We start from the raw sequence: 26,192 nt of genomic DNA on the forward strand, positions 1-26,192 counted from the left end.
GTCTAACGAACAACTACCAGCGCTGACAGGTCTTCGGTGCCCGGACCTAATTGTTGATAGATCACGGTTTTCCTCGGCTGGAACCCGCACGCACACCGAAGCATGAAGAACGGACGGAGCAATCGGCGATTCGAGCTTGGTATTGGGGCTGTTTTTATGGAACGATCTCGGAAGCGCAAAGGCCCAAAATCGGATGCGCTTCATTGAGAAATCATTCCCTGTTTTCCTATCGGACGCCTTCCCTCACATACTTCCCATTGCCCAGCGAAGAGCAAAGGGCATGCTTGCGAGGGTGTTTTTTGAGGATGCGGTGTGACATGTTTCGTTTTTACACGTGCTAAATCAGGCTGAAGCTGTCACACTTTCATCGACATGCTTTTTCGTAAGCCTCTGTTTTAATTAAAAATATCCCTAGCAAGACCGTTTACCACTGACAGAAATCGCTGCACATACACAGCTATTTCCGAGCCCTCCGAAGGCAGGTCACACGTTCGAATCGTGTCGGGCGCGCCAGAAATTCAAGGGCTTAGGACATTTTTCAGGTGGCCTTTTAAGTTCATACGGAATTTGTACGGAAAAATGACTCCCGGGCTTGCCCAGCCAGGAATCTAGTTTTCGGCAACTCCAGCAGGAATGGGTTGTTAGCTCAGTTGGTAGAGCAGCGGACTCTTAATCCGTAGGTCGAGTGTTCGAGCCACTCACAACCCACCAAAATTCAATGGGCTGGATCACGCGATCCAGCCCATTTTTGTTTTGTGTCACCGCCTGACTGCTCACTTTCTGGATCGCCTCCGTGGGGCAACTTTTGCGAGGCCATCGGGCGCCTCAATCTCACGACGACTTGCCGTCATTACCCGTTTCCCCGTAACCTCGCGCCCTTGATCCTCCGGGTGCCCGATCCGCTTTCGCGGACGCGCTAAACGGGAAGTCCGGTGACCTCGGCGAGTTGTTTCTCTCCGACCATTCCGGCGCAGCCCCCGCTGCTGTAAGCCTGACGACTCCATCCATGCATGCCACTGGGCCATTTTTGCCCGGGAAGGCGGATAGGGAAGAACGACGGCGAGCCAGAAGACCGGCCCGAGGACATGAGTTTGGCTGTGCCCCGGGGTGTGGGCCTGGCGAGCGAAAACGTCCGACTTCTGTCCGCCGTCTTGCTCGGTCTCCTGAGTCCGGCATGCCCTTTCGTTCTGTCCTCTCCCCCTGCCCGGGCACCACGGCCGATGTTCCCGCATGTGGAGGCAGAATGGCAGGACAGGAATCAAGGAGTCGCAACGCAGCCCTTTGCGCAGGGCTGCTGACAGCGGTCGCACTGCTGGGCAGCCTGCCGGCCCACGCGGCGACACTCTTCGGTGTCATTACCGACCGAGCCGCGCCTGCTGCCGTCGAAGCGGCACGCCAGCATCTGGCCAGCCACCCCCGCGACCGCATCGTCCTGCGTACGCCCAACCAGATCATGGCGGCCAGCGATGTACAACTGCGCCAATGGCTGGATGCAGACTCGGTATTCATCGCCTCGGCCTTCGGCGACCCGGCACGCCGGCTGATCAGCGCCCTTCCCGCCAGTCGTGCTGCCACGGTACTGGCCCTGAACGGCGAACAGCGCCTCAACCTGCAAAGCCGCAGCCGGCTGGGCCGGCTCGAGGGCTTTCCCGCCGAAACCCTGCGCCAACTGACGGCCGAACAGCCCCCGGCCGAGGCCCTTGAAGCCGCCGCGCGGCACCCGGCCGCATCCGCGTGGCTCGCCGCGCGCCGGGTGTGGCAGGCTGACGGCACCGACAACGTGACGCGCCTGTTCGGCCACCTGCTCGACGGCAAGCCGCTACCCCCGGCGCAACGGGAGAGCGTCCTGCGTCTGCGGGTCGATGGCACCGAACGTCTCGATGAGGCCGCCTGGCATGCCCGTCTGCTGCCCGCTGGCCCGGCCCTGGCTGTGCTCGACCTGTCCAACACGGAATCCGCCACCGCCGCCGCAATCTGTAGCGAATCCCGCCGCCAGGGTCTGCCCTGCGCCGAGGTGCTGACCCGCTGGGGCAGCGTCTCGCGGGAAGCCATCGAGCGTCTGCCCGAACTGCTTGCCCCGGCCAAGCCGGCGGCGCTGGTGGTGATGCAGGATTTCGTCGTCGGCGCTGCCGAAAACCGGGAGGCCGTCACCGAGGCTTTCAAGAAGCTGGACATCCCCATCCTCAAGGCCATCCGCCTGACCGACCGCAGCGCGACCCAATGGCGCCTGTCGCCGGAAGGGCTCCCGGTGGATTCGGTGCAGTACCGGGTCGCCCTGCCGGAACTCCAGGGCATCGGCCAACCCATCGTCGTGTCGGCCGTCGGCGCCAGTCGCATCGACCCGCTCACCGGCATCGAGCTGCGCCGCACCGAAGCCATCGGGGTCGAAATCCAGCGCCTCGTGGCCCGCGCCGCCCGCTGGCAGGCCTTGCGGGCCAAAGCCAATGCCGACAAGCGGCTGGCGATCATCTACTACAACCACCCGCCGGGCCGGCAGAACATCGGCGCCGACAACCTGGACGTACCCGCGTCCCTGTTCGGCGTGCTGCAGCGCCTCAAGGCGGAAGGCTACGACACCGGCGAACTGCCGGCCTCGCCGGAAGCCCTGCTCGACCGGATCATGGCCCGAGGCGTGAACCTGCCGGAAGACAAGACCGCCCTGCATGAGCTGGCGCGGGAAGTGAACAGCGTCAGCGCCGCCGACTACCGCCGCTGGTTTGCCGCCCTGCCCGAGCGGGTGCAGGGCGAGATGGTGTCCGGCCCCCTGGGCCGGCTGCACGCCGAAGTGCTGGAAGCCGAGCAGATCGGGGAACGCAGCGTCGGCCGCAAGCGGGTTGAATCGGTCATGAAGGAACTCCACCACCTGGCCGAAGGTGCCGACCATCCGAAGCGCCAGGAGACCATCACGGGTTTGAAGGAACTGGAGGCCGGCTACCAGGACTGTCTGGCGGATCAGCCCCGGCGTCGCTGCAGCAGCCTGTCGTCCCTGGCCTGGCGCCTCGCCGGCCACGGCGTCGAGGGCCTGCGGGGCTGGGGACACACCCCGGGCAAGGTCATGGTGGCCGACGGCAAGCTGCTGGTGCCGGGCCTCGTCTTTGGCAAGATCTTCGTCGGCCCCCAGCCGCCACGGGGCTGGGAGGTGGATGAAGAACTGCTGCACGCCAACACCAGCGTAGCGCCCCCGCATCAATACCTGGCCTTCTATCACTGGATCCGCGACCGCTTCCGTGCCGATGCCGTGGTCCATCTGGGCCGCCATTCCACCTACGAATTCCTGCCCGGCAAAGCCGTCGGCCTCACTGCCGACGACTACCCCAGCCTGATTGCCGCCGACCTGCCCGGCGTCTACCCCTACATCGTGGACGGCGTGGGCGAAGGCATTCAGGCCAAGCGCCGGGGGCTCGCCGTGATCGTCGATCACCTCACCCCGCCGCTGTCGGCCACGCCCCTCTACGACAAGCTGCTGGAATTGCGTCAAGTGGTGGAAAGCTTCGAAGCGGCCAACAGCGAAAGCCTCAAGGCCCAAGCCGCCAAGACCATGCGCACGCAGGTCATCGCGCTCAACCTGAAGGCCGAGCTGGAAGCCTCGATGGCCGACGTACTTGAGGTGCGCGGCATCGGCTTCGAAGACGCCGACGACGACCTCCTCGCCCACGAGATCGGCCACTACCTCACCAAGCTCCAGGAAAAATTCATGCCCCATGGTCTGCATATCTTCGGGCAGGACTGGAGTGCCGAATCCCTCAAGCTGATGGCCGACTCCATGAGCCAGGTGGCTGGCGGCTTCGATGCGACCATCGCCGAAAAGCTGGCGATCTCGCCACGCCTCGAAATGGAAGGCCTGCTGGCCGGCCTTGCCGGGCGCTTCGTGGCACCGGGCAAAGGCAACGACCCGCTGCGTTCGCCCGAAGCCCTGCCCACCGGGCGCAACTTTCATGCGGTGGATGGCGACCTGCTGCCCACCCGCCTCGGCTATGCCCTCGGGGCGACACTGGCCGACAAGGCCACGGCCCGCCCGCGCAAGAAAGACGCCGGCGTCGACAGCGACGCGGTGATCCTGTGGGCCTCCGACGCGGTGCGCGACGAAGGCGCGATGGTCGCCTTCTGCCTCTCGCTGCTGGGCACCGAACCGGTGTGGAACGCCCGCGGCATCGTCACCGACGTGCGCCTGCTGGACGGCAAGCCCCGGCGTGACGTGATCGTCACCACCTCGGGCCTGTTCCGCGACCTTTACCCCAACCTGCTCCGGCAGGTGGACCGCGCCGGCCTGCTGGCCCTCGCCGCCTCCGCCGACCTGCTGCTCGACATCCGCCCGGAACTCAAAGACGCGCTCGCCGCCGCCCTCGCCCCGGCCGGCAAGGGCATTGAGCACGGCCGTCAGCCCCTCGCCGACAACCTCGTTGCCGCAGCCTGGCTGAAGCGCATCGACATCCTTGCCAAGGCCGGCCTCAGCCTGCCCGAAGCTGGACGCGCGGCGGCAACGCGCATCTTCGGTGACCCGCCGGGCGCCTACAGCGCCGGCGTCAATCGCCTTGCCGAAAGATCCGGCGCGTGGAAGGAGCGCGACGAACTCGGCCGCATCTACCTCAAGCGCATGGGCCATGCCTACGGCCTCGACGCCAGCGGCGACGCGGCCCATCAAGCCTTCGAGACAGCCCTGGCCGGCGTCACCCGCAGCTATCACGGGCGGGCCAGCAACCTCTATGGCCTGCTCGACAACAACGACGCCTTCGACTATCTCGGCGGCATGTCGGTGGGCATCGAAACCCTCACCGGCCGGCCGCCGGAAGCACTGATCCTGCAGCACGCCGATGCGGCACACCCGGAAGTCGAACCGCTGGCCACCGCGCTGCTGTCCGAACTCCGCGGCCGCTACCTCAACCCGGCCTGGCTCAAGCCGCTGATGAAGCACGGCTACGCCGGCGCCCGCACGATGGGCCAGGAGTTCCTCGAAAACCTGTGGGGCTGGCAGGTCACCCGACCCGACCTGATCAAGCAATGGGCCTGGGACGAGGTCAAGGAAACCTACTTCGACGACAAGCAGAAGCTCGGTCTGCCACGCTTTCTCGAGCAAGGCCAGAACGCCCACGTGAAGGCCCACATGCTGGCCATCTTCATGGTCGCCGCCGAAAAGGGCTTCTGGAAAGCCGACGACGCCACCATCCGCCAGATGGGTGGCGAACTGGCCCGGCTGGTGGCCAGGAACGGCTTGCCCGGCAGTGGTCACGCGGCGCCCAATCACCCCATGTGGAACTGGCTCAAACCGCAAATCGATGCGGCCGACGCCGAAGCCCTGGGCGTCACCCTTGCCCGCGCCCAAGGGGCAAACCTGGCACCTGCGGCCCCGATGCTCACCTCCCCTTTAATCACGCCGGCATCGGGCAGCAAGCCGTCGGCCCCCGCCTCAGTGCAGGCCGGTGCCAAAGCCGACACGCCCGCTGAAGCGCCCGCAGCCCCCCCGCCGCCCGCCCCCGACCGCTACTACGAACTCAAGCCCCGCTTGGCGCCCGCTACGACAGGCATCCCGCCGGCCGCACTGACGCTGGCCCCGCTGATTTTCCTGTGTGGCCTCGCCTGGAGTGGCCGCCGCTTTTCCTCCACCCGCAACAACCCGGTAAAACCCCGATGAACGACGCGCTCTCCTGGCTGCACCAGGCCGTTACCTGGCTGCTCACCCCCGCTCTTTTCGCACTCATCATGGCCTGCGCCATTGCCCTGGCCGAAGCCGGCCTGGCATTCGGCGAGCGCTTCTGGGGCCTCAAGCGTCTTGCCGCAACGGGCGACCTGCAGCTCATTCAGCGCGTTGCGCGCCATCGTCTTGAGCGTGCCGACCTGCTCGCCCGCATCCCGCCGATGCTTGGCCTGATGGCCACCATCATTCCCCTCGGACCGGGCCTTGCCGCCTTGGGACAGGGCAATCCGTCCGAGCTGGCCAGCGCCGTGACGGTCGCCTTCGACGCCACCGTACTGGGCCTCGTTGCCGGCATCGGTGGCCTCGTGGTCGGCAAGCTGCGGCGCCGCTGGTACGAAGAAATGCTCGAAGCCCTGGAGGGTGACGAATGAAATCCGCCCAGCCACCGCGCAAGCGCCTGCGCCTGTATTCCCGCCTCGACGCCCGCTTCGACGACCGGGACGAAGACCCCCGCGCCAGCCTCGTCAATCTGGTGGACGTGATGCTGGTCTTCGCCTGCGGCCTGCTCGCCGCGCTTGCGGCCAGCACCCAGGGCGCGCTGGCCCCGCCGAAACCCGTGGACAAGGGCCAGTCCATCGAGCGCCCCGCCGACGGCATGGGTCAGGCCGGCGCCGGCTTCGATCGGGTCGGCGAGGTTTTTCGCGACCCGAAGACCGGCCAGCTGATCCTGGTTGAACCGGGCAAGGCGCACAAACCGTAAACCGCCAAAGCACTACCGGTTGATCAATCGATCAGTAAAAATACTATATAAGGCGTTTGTCTTGACACCCAGACAAGCCGGCCACTACACTCCTCAGCGTCATTGGTTCCCCGCAAGGGGATGAAAAGGGAAGCTGGTGCGAGGCCAAGGCCTCAAATCCAGCACTGCCCCCGCAACTGTAATCGGCGAGTTTCGTGCCCCCACTGCCACTGGATGCGCTCCGGGAAGGCTGGCACGACACCGGGACCCGAGAGTCAGGAGACCTGCCATGGCCCATTCCTTCATTGCTTTTGGGGCGGGGTGTCCCTGAAACGAGGTGTCTTTCTGTCGCCACCGTGCGTCAGTCCGGATTGCAGGGTACAAGCCCGGGCATTCGCACTGCCTCCGGCCCAGATCCTCGATTCTCCGCCCCCCATTACGGAGAATCGCCTTGCACGCCACCGTCCTCACTCCTTCCAGCGGCAACGTGTCCGCCCTTGCCGCCCTGCTGGCCAGTGCGCTCTCGGGCATCGCCCACGCCGCAGGCGTTCCGACACTGCAGGAAGTCACGGTCAGCATCCGCAGCCAGGATCTGATCGGCGTCGCCGATTCCGCCACCGAAGGCACCGTCACCGCCAAACAGCTGGCCAATCGCCCGCTGTTGCGGCCTGCTGAAGTCATGGAAACCATCCCCGGCATGGTGGTCACCCAGCACTCGGGCGACGGCAAGGCCAACCAGTATTTCCTGCGCGGTTTCAACCTCGACCACGGCAGCGACTTTTCCACCCACGTCATGGGAATGCCCGTGAACATGGTCAGCCACGGCCACGGGCAGGGCTACATGGATCTGAATTTCCTGATCCCCGAGCTGGTCGGCAGCGTCAAATACCGCAAGGGCGTCTATGCTGCCGAGGACGGGGATTTCGCCACCACCGGCGCCGCGCGTATCGACTATCAACGCCAGCTGGCCAACGCCTTTGTCGATATCAGCCTCGGCCAGAACGGCTACCGTCGTGCGCTGGCGGCGGGCAGCCGGGAAGTCGGTGGCGGCCTGCAACTCCTCGGCGCCCTCGAGATCGCCGGCAACGACGGCCCGTGGCAGCAGCCGGAAAACCTGAAGAAGCACAACGCCGTGCTGCGCCTCTCCGAGGGCACCGCGGCCAAGGGTTTCTCCCTCACCGCCATGGCCTACGAGGCCAGCTGGACAGCCACCGAACATGTCCCGGAACGCGCCATCAACAGCGGAGAAATCGGCCGCTACGGCGCGCTCTCCCCCAGGGACGGCGGCAAGACCCACCGTTACAGCCTGTCGGGTGAATGGGCACGCCCTGACCAGGACGGCGCCAGCAAGGCCGGCTTTTACGTCATCAACTACGGCCTGAACCTGTTCTCGGCCCCCTCGGGCTTCATCAACGGCCCGCAGGGTGACCAGCACGAACAGGCGGATGCGCGCACCGTCTGGGGCGGCCAGGCCAGTCGCAGCTGGTTTCTCGGCCCGGCTTTCAGGGATTCGGAACTGACTGCCGGCATCCAGTTGCGCCAGGACCGCATCCGGTCGGTCGGCCTTTACCGCACCGAGGATCGACGACGCACAGACACGGTGCGGCAGGACAAGATCACCGAGACATCGGCCAGCCTGTTCCTCGAAGCCCGCACCGAATGGCAACCCTGGCTGCGCAGCACGGTCGGCCTGCGGCACGACGAAGTGGACGCCAGGGTCACGGCCACCGGCGGCGAATTCAACCTGGGCAACGGCGGCAAGACACGCGCCGGCCAGACCAGCCCCAAGCTCGGCCTCGTGCTCGGCCCCTTCCAGCTGCTCGGCGCCACCGAGTTTTACGCCAACTGGGGTCACGGCTTCCACAGCAACGATGCGCGCGGTGCAACCAGCGCCGTCAACCCGGTCGATGGCGGTGCGATCAGCCGGGTTCCGCTGCTGGTCAAGGCCAAGGGGTCGGAAATCGGCATGCGGACCATGCCGCTGCCGGGCTGGAGCAGCAGCCTGTCCGTGTGGCAGATGGACCTCGCCTCGGAGCTGGTCTTCATCGGCGACGAAGGTGTCACCGAGCCCAAAGGCGCCTCACGCCGCCACGGCCTCGAATGGTCGAACTACATCACCGCCGCCCACGGCCTGATCATCGACGCCGATGTTGCCCTTTCCTACGCCCGCTTCAAGCAAGCCAACGCCGACAATGGCGGCACCCGTGTGCCCAATGCCATTCCCCTGACGGCCTCTCTTGGCGGCACGCTCGATCCCGGCGGCAACTGGTTTGGCGGCGTGCGCCTGCGCTACCTGGGCGCCTATCCACTGGAGGAAACCGGCCAGGAAAAATCCACCGCGTTCCTGCTGACCAACCTGAAACTGGGCTACCGCATCGATCCCAGGCTTCAGCTGACGCTGGACGTGCTCAACCTGTTCAACCGCAAGGCCAACGACATCGAGTATTGGGGCGGCGCCTGTACCCGCAGCGAAACGCTGTTGGGCAGCTGTGGCGGCGGCATCGACGGCCGACTGGTCCACCCGCTGGAACCACGGACCCTGCGCCTGAGCTTGCGAGCCAGTTTTTGAGACTGGGGGGTGGCTTGGTCTGACCTTGCTGCACGGGTACAGCAAGAGCCCACAGCAAGGCGACAAAACCCCCTCCACCCCCCAAAAATCAACCTCCCCCACCCAAATATCTCCCCCGGCCCACAAAAAATCCCGCTCCGCCGCTAATAAATCCCTCTCCCTCATGGAAAGATCCCCGGGCGGCCGGGAAAGATCTATTCCTGTCGGGGAATGAATATCGAAATTCGTCGTTTATTCCCCGTCCGCTCATATTAAATCCACGCCGGCCATCGAAAAAACGACCCCGCCGACACAGACATCCCCAATTTCCATCGATTAATCCATCGCGGAGCGCCGAGCGGGCAACATTGACACACAGCGGGACCAGGCATAGCCTGCCCTCGCCCACCTTTCCGGGAACCAGGGAAAACATGGTCCGCAAGCCAGATGCTGCACCGTCCCACGTCCTGACCCCCTTCGGCACCATCGAGCTGACAACTCAAAGGGACAGTTCCCCAGACCTTGACCTGATCGCGTTTCGCACGCGGGGACGGCTGCTCCGGCCTGACGGGGACATCGCCGGGGTTTGCCGTTTCGCCAGCTACCGGCGCAAGCGCAGCAAGGCCGCGCTCAATTCTGCCCAGATCTGCTGTGAGCTGGATGCCGTCAGCCAGGAGGAACTGGACCTGGGCGAAGCGCTGGCAAGCTGGAACCCGCACAACCTGGAGGGCTACATCAACAACGCCGGCCTCCTGATTGCAGAGCGCGTCGAGGTGTTCGCACCGCTCAAAGGCAGTGGCGCCTGGAAGGCACTCTATTTCGCCACCATGGAGAAGACACTGGCGCAGCACAAGAAAAGGCCGGAGGAGTTTTTCTTCACGGTTTTTCCGCTGGATTTCACGGGAAAGGTGACCCGCGCGAACCTCAATGAATTCCGGGCCGCGCTGCGCGGCATGAAGCTCTTTTACGCGACCCACCTCAATGCCAGGGCGGTAGGCCTGCCCACCAGCAGCGGGAATTTCATGCGGGCGCCGGTGCCCGCTTTCATGCTGCGCTAAACCCCCGCCAGCAGCGTATCGAACTCGCTATGGGCGGGAAATGCCGAACGGGAAGTGTCCGGAAAGAGTGCGTTTTTCGAGCATGGCGATGCGGGGCTCCTGTTACGCTAGACAGCCTGCACAGCAATATTCAGTCTGACCGATCGATCAGATGCCAAGTGCCATGAAAAAAACTTCCGCCTGCGCTCGCTGCTGCTCGCCGTTCTTGTGGGTTCGAACGCACTGGTTTTTATCGTTTCCGGCGTGTCGCTGCACAACAGTCGGCAGCAGCATGAACGGGAAGCCGAAACGCAAACCCAGAACATTGCCAAGGCGATAGATCAGAGCCTCTCCGCCAGCATCGAGAAAATCGATCTCACCTTGCGCGCAGTGGCTGACGAGCTGGAGCGTCAGCTGGGGGCAGGAGGCATCGACGAGCAGGCCATGAGTGCCTTTCTGCGCCGGCACGAGCAGCGCCTGCCGGAAGTGGAGGCGTTTCGGGTCTCCGATTCGCAAGGACAGGTCATTCTGGGAAAAGGCCTGACCAAAAAGGGCGGCACAAGCTGGGCCGACCGCGACTATTTCATCTACCACCGCGATCACACGGATCAGACGCTGCAGGTATCAAAGCCCGTCTTTGGACGCGTGGCGCAAAAGTACATCGTCGGTTTCGGTCAGCGCTACAACTATCCCGACGGGCGTTTCGGCGGGGTCATCTCGGCGCCCATCCCCCTCAGCCATTTCACTCACCTGCTCGCCCAGTTCACTATCGGGCCCAACGGCACCATCGTGTTGCGGGATGCCGATGCCGGCCTGATCACCCGTTCTCCCGAAGTACCCGACAAGCCGGCAGGGCAGCTTGGCAACAATGTGGTATCGCCCGAACTCCAAAAGATCATCCGTTCCGGCGTGCATTCCAGTACCTATTTCACGCCCGCATCGGCCGACGGATTTGAGCGCATGGTCAGCTTCAGCCGCTTGAGCAAGGCGCCGATGCTTTTTATTGTCGGTGCAGCCAGCGAAGATTACCTCGCGCCCTGGAAAGAGGAAGTATTCAAGACCTCGATCATGGCTTTCGGCTATTTCCTGCTCTCCCTGCTGTCCGGAGGCTTTATCTTCCGGCTGCTCAATGATCTGGAACAACGAAAGCAGGCGCTCGCCGAACGCGAAGTGCGCCTGAAAACCATCATCCAGAATGAGCCGGAATGCATCAAGGTGGTCGATGCCGAAGGACGCCTGATCGAGATGAATCCGGCCGGACTCGCCATCATTCAGGCCGATACGCTGGATCAGGTCGCCATGCAGCCGGTACTGGACCTGATTGCGCCGGAGCACCGCCCGCAATTCGCCGAGATGCACCGGCGGGTGATCGCCGGCGCATCGCAGAAAATGGAATTCGAAGTCGTGGGGCTGCAAGGTCGGCGGCGCTGGCTGGAAACACACGCCGTTCCCATGCAGGACAATGACCAGGTCCTGCACCTGGCCATTACCCGGGACATCACCCAGCGCAAGCAAAGCGAGGCCGAACTCCTGCAGTACCGGCATCAACTTGAACAAATGGTGGCAGAGCGGACAAGCGCCCTCCTCGAAACGGAGGCACGGGCCAGTCATATCGTTCAATCCAGTTCCGACGGCCTGTATGGCGTAGACGATCAGGGCATCATCACCTTCATCAATCCGGCCGCCTGCGAGCTGCTCGGTTACAGCGCCGAGCAGGCAATTGGCCACAACAGCCATACCCTGTTTCACCACATTCGCTCAGACGGAACGCACTACCCCGTGGAGGAATGTCCCAGCCATAGCGCCATGCAACTGGGCAAGAAGATTCGGGTGGATAACGAGGTTTATCTGCACGCCGACGGCCATGCGGTGCCGGTGATGTATGCCGTCCATCCGATCATGCTGAACGGCAAATCCACCGGGGCGGTGATCAGCTTTGTCGACATGAGCGAACAGCGGGCGGCGGCACAGATCCGCGAGCAGGCCTTGATCGCCGCCGAGAACCTGGCGCGGGTGCGCAGCGAGTTTCTTGCCAACATGAGCCATGAGATTCGCACGCCGCTCAATGGCGTGCTTGGCTTTGCCGAAATCGGCCTGAGAAATCATCACAACAGCGACAAGGCCCACGATGCGTTCAGCAAGATCGTGCTTTCCGGCAAGCGCCTGCTTGGCGTCATCAACGACATTCTCGACTTCTCCAAGATCGAGGCGGGCAAGCTGAGCATTGAAGAGATTGAACTGGACCTTCAGGATGTCATTGGCCATTCCATCGAACTGGTCCGGGATCGTGCCGACGCCAAGGGACTGAACCTGCGCGTCGTACTCTCTCCCGAATTGCCCAGGCACTGCCTGGGCGACCCGTTGCGAATCGGGCAGGTGCTCCTCAACATACTGACCAATGCCGTCAAATTTACCGAGAAAGGGGATGTCACCCTCTCGGTTTCCTGCGCGGACCAATTTCTCGTCTTCCGGATTGTCGATACGGGCATCGGCATGACCGAGACCCAGCTGGGAGACCTGTTCACGCCGTTCCAGCAGGCCGATGCCTCCGCCACCCGGCGCTTCGGCGGCACCGGTCTTGGGCTGGCCATTAGCAAGCACATCCTGGAACTGATGCATGGCGACATCCGGGTGGAAAGCCGGCTCGGCGCCGGCACCCTGGTCGAATTCCGCGTACCCCACATTCCGTCCGGCGAACACGGCGCAGAGCCAGGCCGGACGGACCACGCCACGTCGATGCCGCTGGTGGCCAGGCCCTTGCAGGGCCTCTCCTTCCTGGTTGCCGAAGATGAGGCCATCAACCAGGAAATCATCAGGGACAACCTCATTGAGGACGGTGCCCGCGTGGTGATCGTCAGCAATGGCAGGGAAGCCGTGGAACGGATCATCAGCGACGGAAGCGACGCCTACGACATCGTCCTCATGGATCTGCAGATGCCGGAAATGGACGGCTATGAAGCGACCCGCCGGATACGGGCCCTGGCCCCCGACCTCCCGATCATCGCCCAGACGGCCCATGCCTTCAGTGAGGAGCGGGAAAAATGTCTGGCCGCCGGCATGGTGGGACACGTTGCCAAACCGATTGATGTGGACGCCCTTGTTGAACTCGTACGCCGGCACACCACCGGCCAGACTTGCGACTAATTGAGTCGGGAGTCGTTGGTTTGCGTCGTGACCCTGGTAATGGCTTCGATATCCAGCCGGCTCTCAACGAAGATCAGTTTCAGCAGTGAGTTCTGCAGCGCCTTGGTCAGCACCGTGCGCTTGAATTTCTGGATGCTGGCCGGCATGTCGACATGAATGCTCACGCCCACATTCACCACGCCCTTGGTGGTCTTGATGGCAATCTCGCGCTGTTCGGAGTGCACCGGATAGCGGTCGTCGAAATCGACGTTGTCATACCCCAGAACCACCCGTTCGGAATGTGTGTCGGAGGCCAGAACAATGCGTTCCCAGGCGCTTCCCCAGTTCTGCATGGCAGATTCCCGAATACGCTCCAGGGGGAGTGCAGCGCCATCCTCCAGTTCCGGCAGCTCGATCCAGAAAGGCCGCAGCGCGTTGTTGACGCGCGTATTCACAACGGAACCATCATCCCGCCTGACTACAAAAACAGCATAGGCGATAAATTCGCAGGGCATTTTTCTCACCATACCCATTTTTATCAAAATTGACGAATTAGTATCGACCAAGCAGGCGCCAAGTATCAGTGGAACACGTCACAGCCTGATGGGCACTTTTCCCGACCGATACACTTGCCAAAGGCGCCAAAGAACGCGTGCCATACCCGCACAGCTGTTTCGCCATCCCGCCGGACGGGATGGGCGCAAGCATCAAGAATTGGCCAGTACGTAGCAGCCGCGCCCGGCGTCCTTGGCCTGATACATGGCCCGGTCGGCGGCCAGCAGCAGCGCTTCGGGCGTGTCGTCGCCATGGCTCAGGACCACGCCGATCGACACGCCGAGAACACAGCTTTCGCCGTGTACTGGAAACGGGGACATCAGTGCGTTGATGCACTTGACGGCCACGGTACACGCAGCGCCTTCGGCCCCCTCGTCCAGGTCGCAGATCAGCAGGACAAATTCGTCACCGCCAATTCGCGCCAGGGTATCGGCCTGACGCACGATGCCCCCGAGACGCTGGGCGACCTGGCGCAGGGCTTCATCGCCGGCGTCGTGGCCCAGCGTGTCGTTGATCGGCTTGAAGCCATCCAGGTCGAGGAACAGCAGGCCGAGCCGCGCCCTCTTGCGCCGTGCCTGGGCCAGGGCCTGGGTGAGCCGATCGGCGAGCAGGACGCGGTTGGGCAGGCCGGTGAGCGAATCATGGTGGGCGATGCGGGCCAGTTCGGTCTGGGTGTCGGTCAGCTTGCGCAGCAGGCGGTTGAAGGCCGACGTCAGGTGACCCACCTCGTCATCGCGCACGACCGGCAAAGGCTCCAGCGGCGCTTCGCCCAGGGTCATGCGGTCGGCGTGCTCGGCAGCGCGCAACAGGGGGCGAAATACAAAGTAGAGGCCCACGGCGAGGAGCAGCAGAAAACCTGACACCCCCAGCGCGGCATTCCGGACGAGATAGCGCTGGGTCCGGTCGACGGTGACGAAGGCTTCGGCGGTGGGCAGGCGGGCCACCACGAACCAGCCGGTGCTGGGCACCGAGACAATCGCCGAAACATCCTCGACGCCCTGCGCATTGAGCGTCACGCCGGTACCCCGAAAACCCGCCATGGCCCGGTCATGCAGTGCGTTGGCGCCGGCGGGCGGCGTGGGTTTCAGGATCAGTTCCGGCTGGGTGGCGGCAACGAACAGGCTGTCCCGGGGGGAAACCAGCAGAAAACCGCCGGTTTCACCAATCCGGCTGTGCAGCAGCTGATTGAGAAAACCGGGCGCCGCCAGTTCGGTGACACCGACCAGCACGGCGAGCACCTCGCCGCGGGCATTCTTCACCGGCGCAGACATCGGCAGCACCGGCACTTTGGCCACCTGCCCCAGCACCGGCCGGCCGATGAAGGTGTTACCCGCCAGCGCCGCCCGAATGTAGTCACGGTCGGAAAAATTGATCTTGGCCCGCTCGGGGCGCTCGGGAAAATCGGCCAGCAAGACACCGTGGGGGTCGGTCACGAACAAGCCATAGGAGAACAGCGGCTGCAATTCGTGACGCTCGGCCAGCCAGGCATCCAGGTTTTCATGATGGCCGAGCTTTTCGCGTGGCAGGCTTTTCGCCAGCCGTTCGAGAAGCAAACGGCGCTGGGTCAGCTTGTAGTCCACATCGCTGGCCACATAAGTGGCCAGGGCCAGTTGCTGTGCGGCCACCACGGTACCGAGGTCTTCGCGCAGGAAGTTCGTCAGGGCGATGTAACGCACGGTGCTGCCGAGCAGGACAATGCCCAGCCCCAGCAAGGTGAGGCGGACGACAATGCTTCGAGGAAAGCTGCGGAAATTCATGGGCGACGGATGTTATCACCCGGCGAGCGGCCCCGCCGTGACATAGCCCCGACTTGCCGGACAATCAAAAAACCCGACAGCCATGCCGGCCTGTCGGGTTGTCTGATTCACGCCGCGCGGCTCATGCCGCGAACCACTTCGTTCAGCAGCTCACCTTGACGCCGGCCCTGGCCAGCGGAGCTTCCACCGGGGTCTGGCCGATACCGCGCAGGAAGGCCTTGTGCATGTTCTGCAGGGCCGGTTCGTTGCGGCCGAAGGTGCTGTACTGGAGCATGCCGGTCTTGAGGTTCTTCATGACGTTGGCGCTGACCCAGTAATCCTCCTCGTCCACCACCTTGCAGATGAATTCGAAGTGCGCCTGCGGGTCGTTGCCGTCCCAGCCCTTGCCGTCCTTCGCACGGGTGTAGCTGCGGAAGATGGTGCGGTGCTGGCCCGGGGTGTCGCCCGGGTAGAGCTTGAAGAATTCGATCGACACCGGCGATACCAGCAGCGAGATGTTCGGGTAGATGAAGTGCACCAGCTGGAAGTCGTTGAAGATGTCCAGGCTCCAGTCGGCTTCGGGAATGTCCTTGAGACGCTTGATGCTCTCGTTCGGGAAGGCCAGGCGATGGTTGCGCCCTTCCGGCCCGAAGGTGTCGAAGACCGACATGTTGCCGATGGAGATGCCGCCGAGGGTGTTCTTGTGCAGCGCCAGGAAATGGTAGCCCTCGCAGAAGGTGTCGAGCGCCAGCTTCCAGTTGGTGTCGAGCTTCCATTCGTGGGTGTTCACGAAGGAGGTGTTGCCCAGGTCCCACATTTCAAAAACCGGGGCCATGTCGCCGAGGATCTCGTCGATGGAAATTTTGACGTCCGGGTGCATGCCGGCAAAGATCATTCCGTACTTCTCTTCGACCGGCAGCCGGACCAGGTCGTAGAGAGACTTTTCGATGTTGCCGAAGGTCTTCTCTTCATACACGGCGCGCAGCTTGCCCTTCAGGTCGAAACCCCAGGCGTGGTACGGGCAGCTCAGCGAGTTGGTCTTGCCGCAACCTTCCTTGAGCCGCGCCGCGCGGTGGGTACAGGCGTTGAGAAAGGCATTCACCTTGCCGTCGTTGTCGCGGGTCAGCAGGACCGGCACGCCGAGGTCGTCGTAGGTGAAGAAGCTGCCCTTCTCCGGCAGATCGCTCGAGAAGCAGATCAGCTGCGGCTCGTCGCGGAAGATGGTGGCCTTCTCCTGCGCGAGCAGGGTCGGGTCGGTGTACACCGAGGTCGGCTGGCGGTAGGCTTCGGGAGCGCTGTCCACGGTGCCGTTGTCCACGTGCACCAGCAGGCGCTTGATGATTTCCTTGTAAACCTTGACGTCGTCCATTTGTCTCGCTCCTTAGATCAAGCTGGTTTGTTTTTTTGTGGACCGAAGTATCGGCCCAAGTCCGGGGGTTTAACAACTACCGTTTCAGGTGGGTTTGCTGGCAGGGGCGCCAGGCAGCCCTTCGAAGTAACGGCCGGTCAGGTTGCCGCCATCCACCACCATTTCGGCCCCGCACACATACGACGCCTCGTCGCTCAGCAGAAACAAGGCCATGCGGGCGATCTCCTCCGGCGCGCCGATGCGTTGCACCGGCTGGCCCTGGTAGGCCCGGTTGAGGGCCTCGGTATCGCCGTCGAACATGTTGCCCATGGCGGTGTTCACCCCGCCCGGATGGATCGAATTGACGCGCACGCCCCGGTGGCCGAGTTCCATCGCCGCCACCCGCGACAGGCCGCGCACGCCCCACTTGCTGGCGCAATAAGCGCCCATGGCGTTCCATGCGGTCATGCCGCCGATGGACGAGATGTTGACGATGCCCCCGCCGCCCTGCCCGGCCATCATCGCCCCGGCGTGCTTGATGCCAAGGAAGGGCCCGACGAGGTTCACGTCGAGCACCCGCCGGAAGTCCGCCAGCGCGGTGTCGGTGAGCGCTTCGGCGAAGTTGGTGCCGGCGTTGTTCACCAGCCCGTCGAGGCGCCCCCAGCGTTCGACCACCGCTGCCACGGCGTGCTGCCAGCCGGCTTCGTCGGTCACGTCGAGGTGCTGGTAGAGCGCGCCCTCGCCCAGTTCGGCGGCCAGTGCAGCGCCTTCGGCATCGAGGATGTCGGCCAGCGCCACCCGGGCGCCCTCGGCGTGAAACAGCCGCGCCATCGTCGCCCCCATGCCGCGGGCGCCGCCGGTAATCAGTACGACCTTGCCGTCGAGGCGCTTCATGCTGCGACGCCTTCATCGGTACGCGCCGCCACGGCCGCCCGGCCCGCCTCGGTGCCGGCCAGCCGGCCGAAAACCACCGCGTTGCCGATCGACAAGCCGCCGCCACCGTAGCGTTCGCCGTGGAAACAGCCGAGCACTTCGCCCGCCGCGTACAGGCCGGGAATCGGCTGCTTGTGGGCGTCGAGCACCCGCGCCTGCTTGTCGATGTCGAGGCCGGCGGCGGTCAGGCCGATGATGGCCGAGCGGATTTCCACCGCGTAATACGGCGCCTGGCGGATCGGGAAGTAGTCCGGGGCCTTCTTGAAGAACATCGAATCGCAGCCCTGGTCGCAGTCGGCGTTGTAGCCGGCCACGGTCTGCTCCAGCGCCAGGCCGTCGATACCCACCTGGGCGGCCAGCGCCTGCAGGCTGTCGGCCACTTTCACGCGGCCCTTTTTGACCTGCTCGCGCAGGGTCGGCTCTTCCCAGGTCGGAATGCTGATGCCGGCGTTGTAGGGGTCGAGGTACTTGGTGTTGGTGCTGGCTTCGACCAGCGCCTTCTCGTCGAAAATGGCCCAGGCGCGGCGCCCGGTCTGCTCGTTGAGCAGGTAGCCGCACACGCTGTAGGGCGACAGCTCGGACATGAAGCGCGAACCCTCCTGGTTCACCGCGATGATCCACGGCGGCAGGAAGGCTTCCAGCGACTTGCTGAAGCCGGAGGTCGGCAGCACCAGCCCGGTGTCAAGGCCGACCACGCCGGCGCCGAGTTTTTCGGCCAGCGTGATGCCGTCGCCCAGCGCGTAGGGCACGTCCTTGTGCACCGCCCAGGTCCACTCGCCGTGGCAGGCCGACGGATACAGGCGCTGGAGCATCTCGGGGTTGTTGCCGAAACCGCCGGTGGTGATGATCACCGTCGGGGCGTGGATCTCGGCCCCCGCCGCACGAATGCCGACCACCCGGCCGTCCTCGAAGAGCAGCTCTTCGACGCGGCTGCCGACCGCCGTGTCGATGCCCTTGGCCCCAGCGGCATTGATCAGCGCATCGGCAATGCCCGAACCGGCGCCCTGGCTGGAATGGCCGCGGGCCACGCTGTCGACGCCCGACTTGACCAGCCACTCCTGCGGAAACTCGGTGCCCAGGCTGATCAGCCATTCGAGCGCCTCGGCGCTGTGCTCGGCGTAGTAGCGGATCAGGTCCGGGCGCAGCTTCCAGCGGTTGAGGGTCATCAGGTAGTCGTACATGTCCTGGGGCGTGTCGTTGGCAATGCCTGCCGCCCGCTGCACGCTCGTTCCGGCGGCGTAGAACACCCCGCCGGACTGGGCGGTGGCCCCGCCCAGCTTGCCGTCGGCCTCGACGATGATGCACGAGGCGCCTTGCTGGTGGGCCATCAGCGCGGCGGCCAGACCGGCGCCGCCGCCACCCACGATGATCACGTCGTAATCCCATTCCATGTGCTGTCTCCTCTTTTTTGTGGGTCGGACTTCAGTCCGACTCGATGCGTTGTTCAGGCTGAGGCGTCGGCGCCCCGCCGTTTCAGGGAATCTTGCTGAAAGCCCACGCAAACACCCGCGCGTCGCCGTGGCGGGCGGTAATGCTCAGCTTGACCTTGCACACCTTCCAGCCGGCGGCGCTGCGCACCAGCTCGCTGGTGTAGTAGCCGTACAGAAAGCAGGCGTAGTCCTCGCCCTCGTGCTTCAGGAAATGGCCGGCGTGCATGTACGAGATGCACGTGGCCGTATCGCCATCAATGTGGTGGCGGTGATTGGTGCTGAGATGCTGGGTGGCGTCGAAGCCGGCCAGGCCGCGCACCCGATGAACCCATTCGGCGGCGTCCATTTCCAGATCGAGATCCGGATCGAAGCTGGTGTAGTCGATGGCCACCCGGTCGGTGAGGATCGAGCGCAGCAGCCCCCAGTCGCGGGTGTCGAGGGCGGTGGCGTAACTGATGATCACGTCGCTGATGGCGAGGCGCTCGGCCACCAGATTGTGGGTGTCGCTCATGGTTTGCCTCCCGGCGTGAAGACCAGATCGAGGCGTTCCAGCGTGTGGGCCTGGAAGCTCTCCGACCAGCGCAGCGGCGGCGCATCCGGATCGAGGGCGAAGTCGGGCAGGCGCAGCACCTCTTCCACGAAACCGGGGATCAGCGCCGGATCGGCACTCAGGCGCTGGCGCAGGTCCGGTGTTTCGAGCAGCGCCCACACGGCCGAGCCAAGGGTGTTGGTGGTGGTTTCGTTGCCGGCCACCAGCAGCTGGGTAGCAATGTTGATCAGCTCGCTGTCGGTGAGCAGGCGCCCGTCGATCTGCGCATTGGCCACCGCGCTGAGCAGGCACGGCGCCGGATTGGCCCGGTAGGCAATGGCGTGGCGGTGCAGGTATTGCTGCATGCCGATCAAGAGGTCGGTGAGTTCCAGCTCGCGCTCGGGGGCCAGATTGGGGTTGATCTGCTCGATGGCGGCATCCGACCAGGCCTTCATCTGGCGCCAGTCCTCGCGCGGCAGGCCGAGTTCGCGGGCGATGACGAACATCGGCAGCTTGATGGCAAAGTCGTCGAAGAACGCGATGCGCCCGGCGCCGATGAAGCCGTCGATCAGCCCGTCGACGATGTCGCGAATGCCCGGCTCCAGCGGAATCACGTTCTTGCGCGCAAAGGCCAGGTCCACCAGCGCCCGGTACTGGCCGTGGGACGGCGGATCGTTCGAGACCAGCGTGTGCACCGGCAGAAAGCCGTTTTCGGTGTAGCGCCGGGCCACTTCGGCGGCCACCGGCGAGTGGCTGCGGTCGAAGACCTGGCTGGTCATGTTGGAGAAGATTTCCGGCCGCGCATTGACGTAGGCGATGTCGGCGTAGCGAGTGACCACGTGAAAACCGGTACCGGCGTCGAAATACACCGGGCTCTTGGCCTGCAACTGCGCGTAGGCAGCGTGGGGGCAGCGGCGGACTTCCGGGTCGGCAAAGCTGATGGCGGGTGTTGTCGTCATGGAACGGATACCCTTTGCAGTGAAGCTCAGTGCCGCTCGATATGCCCGAGCACGGAATACGAGAAGTCGGCCGCATCGCGCCGCGGCACGGTGGCCGGCACTTCCGGGTTGTGCACGTCAATCAGCGGCGTGGCGGCAAAGTCGGCCAGCGTGATGCGCACCGGGTCCACCCGGTTCCAGTCCACCACCGACTGGCGATGGCGAATCGCCCACACGCCGTCGATGCACTCGAAGCGGTCGAGGTAACGCCCGCCGGCCACGATGTCGAAGGTCTGTACGCCCTGAGGCGTCTGCAGGACCAGCGACCAGCAGGTTTCGGCGCCGGCCGTGGTGCCGTCGGCGTGCAGGTCGATCAGGGTGTTGCTGACCACGTGGCGGGTAACGTTCATGGCCGCATGCACCGGCCACAACCAGTCGATGAAGCCCGTGGCCGGGCCGGCATACAGCGGCGCGTGGTCGTCGGTGCCGTCCGGGTGCCAGCACGACAGGGCCAGCGCCTTGTCCATGCGGTCGAGGCCGCGGCAGTAGCGGTGGATGACTTCGGTGATGGCCCACTTGGCGGCCAGTTCGTCGTGGGTCGGGGCGCGCACGCTCATGGCCGCCTCCTTAACCGGTGACGTCGGCAGACACGGGCACCAGCGGCGCGTCCGTCGGCAGGAGGTCGTCGCGGGTGCTGTGGCCGTGGAAGGGGTAGTCGGTGTAGCCCTCGGCGCCCTGGCTGTAATAGGTGGCGATGTCCGGGCGGTTGATCTCCCAGCCGTTGCGGAAGCGCTCGGCCAGATCGGGGTTGGCGATGAAGGCCTGACCGAAGCCGACCAGATCGGTACCGCCGGCGGCGATCATCTCGGCGGCGCTCTGGCGGGTGAAGCTGGCAACCGTCATGAAGGGGCCGTCGAAGAGCGGCCGCAGGGTGGCGTACACGTCCCAGTCCATGCCGTAGTTGCCCACCTGCAGGTAGGCGATGTGGCGCTTCGAGAGTTCCTTGGTCACGTACGAATAGGTGCCCACCGCGTCGTCGTCGAAGACGTTGTGGAAGGTCCAGCCCGGCGACAGCTTCACCGCCACGAAGGCCGAGCCCTGGTCGGCGGCGATGGCATCGACGATGGCGAGCAGGAAGCGCGCGCGGTTCTCCACGCTGCCGCCGAATTCGTCGCTGCGCAGGTTGGTGTTGGTGGACAGGAACTGCATCGGCAGATAGCCACTGGCAGCGTGGATCTCGACACCGTCGAAACCGGCCTTTCTGGCCAGTGCGGCGCTGCGCCGGTAGTCCTCGATCACCGCGTACACCTCGGCGGTGGTGAGCGCGCGGGGCTCCGGGTAGGCGCGCTTGGGGCGCGGGCAGGTTACGGTGTAGTGGCGGGCGGTCGGGTCCGGCTGCACGGCCGACGCGCCGACGGGCTGGGCGCCGTCCAGCATCAGCGGGTCGGACAGGCGGCCGACGTGCATGATCTGGGCGAAGATGGCACCGCCCTTGTCATGCACGGCGTCGGTCACCTGCTGCCAGCCGGCGGCGTGGGCGTCGGTGCACAGACCCGGCGAGAACAGATAGCCCTTGCCCATTTCGCTGGGGTAGACGCCCTCGGTGACGATCAGCCCGGCGCTGGCGCGCTGCTGGTAGTGCAGCACGTTGAGCGCGCTCGGCACGCCGTCGAGATGCGAACGGTTGCGCGTCATCGGCGCCATCACCAGGCGGTTCTTGAGCGTCACGTTGCCGATACGCAGGGGCTTGAACAGCACGTCGAGGGGAGCGGTCATCGTGTGGGGCCTTTCGGTTGGGGGTGCAGGCTTTAGAGGATGCGGACCAGTTGCTTGCCCAGGCTGCGCCCGGCGAGCAGGTCGATGAGGGCACGGGGGGCGGCTTCGAGCCCTTCGGCCACCGTCTCCCGGAAATGGATGCGGCCGGCGGCCACGTGGCCGCTCAGTTCATCGATGGCCGGCGCCCAGCGTTCCGGGTGATCGCCGACGATGAAACCCTGCACCTTCACCCGATTGACGATCAGCGGGAGCAGGCGGCGGATGCCGTGGGGGCTGGGGTTGTCCACCTCGGAGATGGCGCCGCACAGGGTGATGCGCGCACCGGGGCGCAGGCGCGGCAGCAGCGCATCCAGCACTTCGCCGCCCACGTTGTCGAAGATGCAGTTCACGCCGTCCGGCAGCGCCGCCTTCAGGCTGGCCTTGAAATCGGCCGCCTTGTAATCGATACAGGCGTCGAAACCCAGATCGTCCACCACGTGACGGCACTTGTCCGCCCCGCCGGCCACGCCCACCACGCGGCAGCCGCGCAGCTTGGCCAGCTGGCCGGCCACGCTGCCGACGCCGCCGGAAGCCGCAGTGACGACCACCGTTTCACCGGCCTGCGGGGCGCACAGGTCGATGAGGCCGACGTAGGCCGTCACGCCCGGCATGCCGGCCACGCCGAGGCCCGCCGACAGCGGCACCCGCGTCGTATCCACCTTGCGCAGCAAGCTGCCGTCGATGGCGCCGAAGCGCTGCCAGCCCAGGTGGCCGGCCACGGCATCGCCCACCGCAAAACCCGGGTGACGCGATTCGACGACGATGCCGGCGGTGTCGCCGACCATTACGTCGCCCAGCGCCACCGGCTCGGCGTAGGTGCGGATGTCCATCATGCGGCCGCGCATGTAGGGGTCGATGGACAGCCACTGGTTGCGCACCAGCACCTGGCCTTCGCCAAGGCTTGGCAGCGGGCCGTCTTTGATGCGGAAGCTGGATTCCGTGGGCTTGCCCTCGGGGCGGCTGGCCAGCAAAACCTGGCGGTTCGATTCGGTCATGGAGCGACTTTCGGAAAAGGGGTTCAGCACCCGGCGCGATCGGCCAGGATGAGGTCGGCAGCCCGCCAGCCCAGCGCCATGGCCGGGCCGTTGGTGTTGCCGGAAATGGGGGCCGGCATCACCGAGCAGTCGGCGGCGCGCAGGCCTTCGACGCCGCGCACGCGCAGGCGCTCGTCGACGACCGAGGCGGCGTCGCTGCCCATGCGGCACGAGGCCACCGCGTGGGTGCCGCACAGGGAGGCCTGGCGGAACACGTCGAGGATCTGGTCATCGGTCTCGCAACCGCCGGGCAGCAGTTCCTCGCCGACAAATTTCGCCAAAGCCGGCTGACGCATGTAGCGGCGCATGTACTTGACCATGTTCACCGCGGCCTGACAGTCCTCTTCGGTGGAGAGCCAGTTGGGGGTGACTTCCAGCGCGGCCTGCGGGTCGGACGAGCTGACCATCACCGAGCCTTCGCTGGTCAGGCGCAGGAGCTGGCCGTAGGCGGTGACGCCGGGCTTGTCCTCGACGCCGTCGGGCACCGGAAAGTTGTCTTCGCTGCGCGGGTAGGTGAAAGCCGACAGATACAGCTGGGCGTCCGGGCGGCTGACCTGCGGCGCGGTGCGGAAGAAGGCGCCGACCTCGAAGGGGCCGGTGGCCATCGGGCCGCTCTTCAGCAGGTAATACTGCAGCACGCTCTTCACCAGCCCGATGCCGCGGAAGCGGGCGTTGAGGCCCGGATCGTTCTTCAGGCGGAAGGGCAGCAGGAAGCCCAGGTGATCGCGCATGCGACGGCCCACGTCGGGCGAGTCGGCGAGCACCGGAATGCCCTTGGCGCGCAGGTGCTCGCCCGGCCCGATGCCGGACAACTGCAGGATTTTGGGGGTCAGGATGGCGCCGGTGGACAGGATCACCTCGCCACGGCAGCGGAATGTCACGGCCTCGCCGTTGTGCCGGGCCGCCACGCCAACCACCCGCTTGCCTTCAAACAGCACGCGCTCGACCTGCACGCCGGTGAGCACTTTCAGGTTGGGGCGCGCCATGGCCGGCTTGAGAAAGGCCGCCGCCGAACTGACCCGGCGCCCGTTCTTGATGGTGTGGGCGTAGTAGCCGACGCCTTCGTTGTCTTCCCGGTTGAAGTCTTCCTTGCGCTCCAGGCCCATCTCTTCGCCGGCACGGACCATCGCCTCGCTGACCGGGTAGCGGAACTTGCCGGTGCTCACGTGCACCGGGCCGCCAGCGCCACGCAGTTCGTCGGCGCCAAGCTCATGGTCTTCGATGGCCTTGAAGGCCGCCTTCATGGCGTCCCAGCCCCAGTTGGCGCCGGCGTGCGCCTCCCAGTCGTCGAAGTCGCCCTTCTGACCGCGGATGTAGATCATCCCGTTGATGGAGCTGGAGCCGCCGAGGCCCTTGCCGCGCACCCACACTTCAGCCGCCGGCAGGCCCGGTTTGCGCGGCTGATGCACCGGAAAGTGCCAGGCGTGCCTGGGCATCGCCACCAGCTTGGCGAAGCCCTTGGGCATGGCGATCAGCGGGCTGCTGTCGTCACCGCCGGCTTCCAGCAACAAGACCTGGCTCCTGCCGTCCTTCGACAGGCGATTGGCCAGCACACAACCAGCCGAACCGGCCCCCACCACGATGTAATCGTAAGCTTCCATGATTCCAGTCCTCCTCCGGGCTGTGGCAGGCGGCGCCTGTGATCGGGCCACTCAAACCACAAACAAAATTGTCTGTTTGTTTAAGACTACACCGCTGGCCGTGAAAAGCCAACAGCACCGTACCGCAATCAGGATTCCGTCGTGGTGATATTGCGCTTCAGCACCACCGGCACACCGCCCAGCTTGCGCTTGGCCATCCACTGGGCGAGCGCCGAATCCAGGTAATCGGCATGGCCCGGAAACCAGCGCGCCAGTTCGGCGGCAAACATGCGGCCGATCATCACGTTGCCGTCCAGCACGTGGGGCTCGACCTCGAGGGCCGAGTTATAGACGGCGTTGTGGTCATCCACGTGGCAGCTGCTGGCCGGAAAGTCAGTGGATTCCATCCACGCCTTTTCTTCGGCGAAGTGGGCTTCAGCATGCACGATGAAGGCACGCAGATGGCCGGCAAAGGCCGCGTCCTCGCAGCTCAGCATGGCATCGACGATATCGACGAACTCCCGATGGGTGTCGTCCATCGGCGGGTAGCCGAGCAGGTAGTTGTCGGTCCACGGCAGGGCTGTGTTGTCACTCATGGTTTGTGTCTCCTCTTTTGGTTTTTTAATCCGCCCCGACGAGGGAGCGGAGTTCTGCGTCCAGGAAGGCCCGCTGCCCATCCCCCGACCAGTCCACCGGATCGAATACCGCCTGGACCGCCATGCCGACAACGCACACCAGCAGGCGCCGGGCCAGCGTATCCACCTGATCCGCCGGCACCAGCCCGGCCTGGGCGCGCGCCACCAGCACCCCCTGCAGGATGTTCCGGGCGTTGTTGGCCTGGGCACGCTGCTCGGCCGAAAAATCCGGGTCCACCAGGGCGATTTGCCAGAAGGCCAGGTACACCTTCCAGTCCTGCAGACGCGCTTCGTCGAGGGGCAGGAGGGCCTCGATGCTGCCCTTCAGATCGCAGGGATCGCGCGCCAGCACGGTATTTACCCGGCCCTGCGCGTTGCTCGCCGAAGCCCGGTAGGTGTACAGCAGCAGGTCGCGCTTGCTGGCGAAATAGTGGGTGACGATGGTCGTACTGTAGCCCGCCGCCGCCGCAATTTCGCGCATCGTCAGTGCATCGAGGCCAACCCGGGAAATGAGGTCGGCGGCGATGCCGGCAATCTGCTGGCGACGTTTTTCGTGATCGACGACTGCGGGCATTGACTT

General features: G+C 64.9%; 20 protein-coding genes, 1 tRNA gene and 2 riboswitches. Of the genes, 7 read left to right on the forward strand and 14 right to left on the reverse strand.

Annotation, left to right across the window (positions count from 1 at the left end; translation table 11 throughout):
- Positions 1 to 635: 635 nt before the first annotated feature.
- The 6 genes from ETQ85_RS14490 (at position 636) to ETQ85_RS14515 (ending at position 9,977) form a co-directional block, all read left to right on the forward strand.
- Positions 636 to 711, forward strand: a tRNA-Lys gene (locus ETQ85_RS14490).
- Positions 712 to 871: 160 nt separating this feature from the next.
- A riboswitch (cobalamin riboswitch) is annotated at positions 872 to 1,095 on the forward strand.
- Between the two features lie 148 nt (positions 1,096 to 1,243).
- Complete coding sequence (locus ETQ85_RS14495) at positions 1,244 to 5,629, forward strand: cobaltochelatase subunit CobN (protein WP_148579787.1); 4,386 nt, start codon at positions 1,244 to 1,246, stop codon at positions 5,627 to 5,629.
- The gene (locus ETQ85_RS14500; RefSeq protein ID WP_148579788.1) at positions 5,626 to 6,063 is read left to right on the forward strand and encodes a MotA/TolQ/ExbB proton channel family protein; all 438 of its coding nucleotides are present in this window, start codon (positions 5,626 to 5,628) and stop codon (positions 6,061 to 6,063) included. The genes ETQ85_RS14495 and ETQ85_RS14500 overlap by 4 nt, the downstream gene beginning before the upstream one ends.
- Positions 6,060 to 6,392 carry a DUF2149 domain-containing protein gene (locus ETQ85_RS14505; RefSeq protein WP_148579789.1) on the forward strand — a complete coding sequence of 111 codons (333 nt, stop codon included), beginning with the start codon at positions 6,060 to 6,062 and terminating at the stop codon, positions 6,390 to 6,392. The genes ETQ85_RS14500 and ETQ85_RS14505 overlap by 4 nt, the downstream gene beginning before the upstream one ends.
- 85 nt (positions 6,393 to 6,477) lie before the next feature.
- A riboswitch (cobalamin riboswitch) is annotated at positions 6,478 to 6,677 on the forward strand.
- Positions 6,678 to 6,822: 145 nt separating this feature from the next.
- On the forward strand, positions 6,823 to 8,940 hold the full coding sequence (locus ETQ85_RS14510) for a TonB-dependent receptor (protein ID WP_246128773.1): 2,118 nt from the start codon (positions 6,823 to 6,825) through the stop codon (positions 8,938 to 8,940).
- Positions 8,941 to 9,350: 410 nt separating this feature from the next.
- Positions 9,351 to 9,977, forward strand: a complete 627-nt coding sequence (locus tag ETQ85_RS14515) for a hypothetical protein (RefSeq protein ID WP_148579790.1) — start codon at positions 9,351 to 9,353, stop codon at positions 9,975 to 9,977.
- A gap of 147 nt (positions 9,978 to 10,124) precedes the next feature.
- Here ETQ85_RS14515 and ETQ85_RS26610 read toward each other — a convergent pair whose 3' ends face one another.
- Entirely contained in the window at positions 10,125 to 10,424 is a 300-nt protein-coding gene (locus ETQ85_RS26610) for a hypothetical protein (protein WP_148579791.1), read from the reverse strand.
- On the opposite strand from ETQ85_RS26610, the gene ETQ85_RS14525 reads away from it, so the two are divergent.
- Positions 10,401 to 13,100 carry a PAS domain S-box protein gene (locus tag ETQ85_RS14525; RefSeq protein WP_148579792.1) on the forward strand — a complete coding sequence of 900 codons (2,700 nt, stop codon included), beginning with the start codon at positions 10,401 to 10,403 and terminating at the stop codon, positions 13,098 to 13,100. The genes ETQ85_RS26610 and ETQ85_RS14525 overlap by 24 nt on opposite strands.
- Here ETQ85_RS14525 and ETQ85_RS14530 read toward each other — a convergent pair.
- The 13 genes from ETQ85_RS14530 to ETQ85_RS14585 form a co-directional block, all read right to left on the reverse strand.
- Positions 13,097 to 13,594: a hypothetical protein gene (locus tag ETQ85_RS14530; protein ID WP_148579793.1), complete on the reverse strand. Its 498-nt coding sequence runs from the start codon at positions 13,592 to 13,594 to the stop codon at positions 13,097 to 13,099. The two genes, ETQ85_RS14525 and ETQ85_RS14530, sit on opposite strands and share 4 nt — an antisense overlap.
- Positions 13,595 to 13,786: 192 nt before the next feature.
- The gene (locus ETQ85_RS14535) at positions 13,787 to 15,391 is read right to left on the reverse strand and encodes a diguanylate cyclase domain-containing protein (protein WP_148579794.1); all 1,605 of its coding nucleotides are present in this window, start codon (positions 15,389 to 15,391) and stop codon (positions 13,787 to 13,789) included.
- Between the two features lie 142 nt (positions 15,392 to 15,533).
- Positions 15,534 to 16,739 (reverse strand): aromatic ring-hydroxylating oxygenase subunit alpha, encoded by a 1,206-nt coding sequence (locus tag ETQ85_RS14540; RefSeq protein ID WP_148579795.1) that lies wholly within the window; start codon positions 16,737 to 16,739, stop codon positions 15,534 to 15,536.
- Between the two features lie 84 nt (positions 16,740 to 16,823).
- Positions 16,824 to 17,612 carry an SDR family NAD(P)-dependent oxidoreductase gene (locus tag ETQ85_RS14545; RefSeq protein WP_148579796.1) on the reverse strand — a complete coding sequence of 263 codons (789 nt, stop codon included), beginning with the start codon at positions 17,610 to 17,612 and terminating at the stop codon, positions 16,824 to 16,826.
- Complete coding sequence (locus tag ETQ85_RS14550) at positions 17,609 to 19,042, reverse strand: FAD-dependent oxidoreductase (RefSeq protein WP_148579797.1); 1,434 nt, start codon at positions 19,040 to 19,042, stop codon at positions 17,609 to 17,611. Before ETQ85_RS14550 ends, ETQ85_RS14545 begins: the two co-directional genes overlap by 4 nt.
- 82 nt (positions 19,043 to 19,124) lie before the next feature.
- Positions 19,125 to 19,592 carry a nuclear transport factor 2 family protein gene (locus ETQ85_RS26255; protein ID WP_187394718.1) on the reverse strand — a complete coding sequence of 156 codons (468 nt, stop codon included), beginning with the start codon at positions 19,590 to 19,592 and terminating at the stop codon, positions 19,125 to 19,127.
- Entirely contained in the window at positions 19,589 to 20,569 is a 981-nt protein-coding gene (locus ETQ85_RS26260) for a cytochrome P450 family protein (RefSeq protein WP_187394719.1), read from the reverse strand. The genes ETQ85_RS26255 and ETQ85_RS26260 overlap by 4 nt, the downstream gene beginning before the upstream one ends.
- A gap of 26 nt (positions 20,570 to 20,595) precedes the next feature.
- Positions 20,596 to 21,165 carry a nuclear transport factor 2 family protein gene (locus ETQ85_RS14560; protein ID WP_148579798.1) on the reverse strand — a complete coding sequence of 190 codons (570 nt, stop codon included), beginning with the start codon at positions 21,163 to 21,165 and terminating at the stop codon, positions 20,596 to 20,598.
- A 10-nt stretch (positions 21,166 to 21,175) separates the two neighbouring features.
- Positions 21,176 to 22,324 (reverse strand): alkene reductase, encoded by a 1,149-nt coding sequence (locus tag ETQ85_RS14565; protein WP_148579799.1) that lies wholly within the window; start codon positions 22,322 to 22,324, stop codon positions 21,176 to 21,178.
- 32 nt (positions 22,325 to 22,356) lie between these two features.
- Positions 22,357 to 23,358: an NADP-dependent oxidoreductase gene (locus ETQ85_RS27290; protein ID WP_148579800.1), complete on the reverse strand. Its 1,002-nt coding sequence runs from the start codon at positions 23,356 to 23,358 to the stop codon at positions 22,357 to 22,359.
- Positions 23,359 to 23,381: 23 nt separating this feature from the next.
- Positions 23,382 to 24,998, reverse strand: coding sequence for a GMC family oxidoreductase (locus tag ETQ85_RS14575; protein ID WP_148579801.1), 1,617 nt, complete (start codon positions 24,996 to 24,998; stop codon positions 23,382 to 23,384).
- A gap of 128 nt (positions 24,999 to 25,126) precedes the next feature.
- Entirely contained in the window at positions 25,127 to 25,573 is a 447-nt protein-coding gene (locus tag ETQ85_RS14580; RefSeq protein WP_148579802.1) for a hemerythrin domain-containing protein, read from the reverse strand.
- A 25-nt stretch (positions 25,574 to 25,598) separates the two neighbouring features.
- Positions 25,599 to 26,186 carry a TetR/AcrR family transcriptional regulator gene (locus tag ETQ85_RS14585; protein WP_148579803.1) on the reverse strand — a complete coding sequence of 196 codons (588 nt, stop codon included), beginning with the start codon at positions 26,184 to 26,186 and terminating at the stop codon, positions 25,599 to 25,601.
- Positions 26,187 to 26,192 lie beyond the last annotated feature (6 nt).

It is taken from the genome of Zoogloea oleivorans (genome assembly GCF_008107625.1).
In the GTDB taxonomy this organism is placed as follows: domain Bacteria; phylum Pseudomonadota; class Gammaproteobacteria; order Burkholderiales; family Rhodocyclaceae; genus Zoogloea; species Zoogloea oleivorans.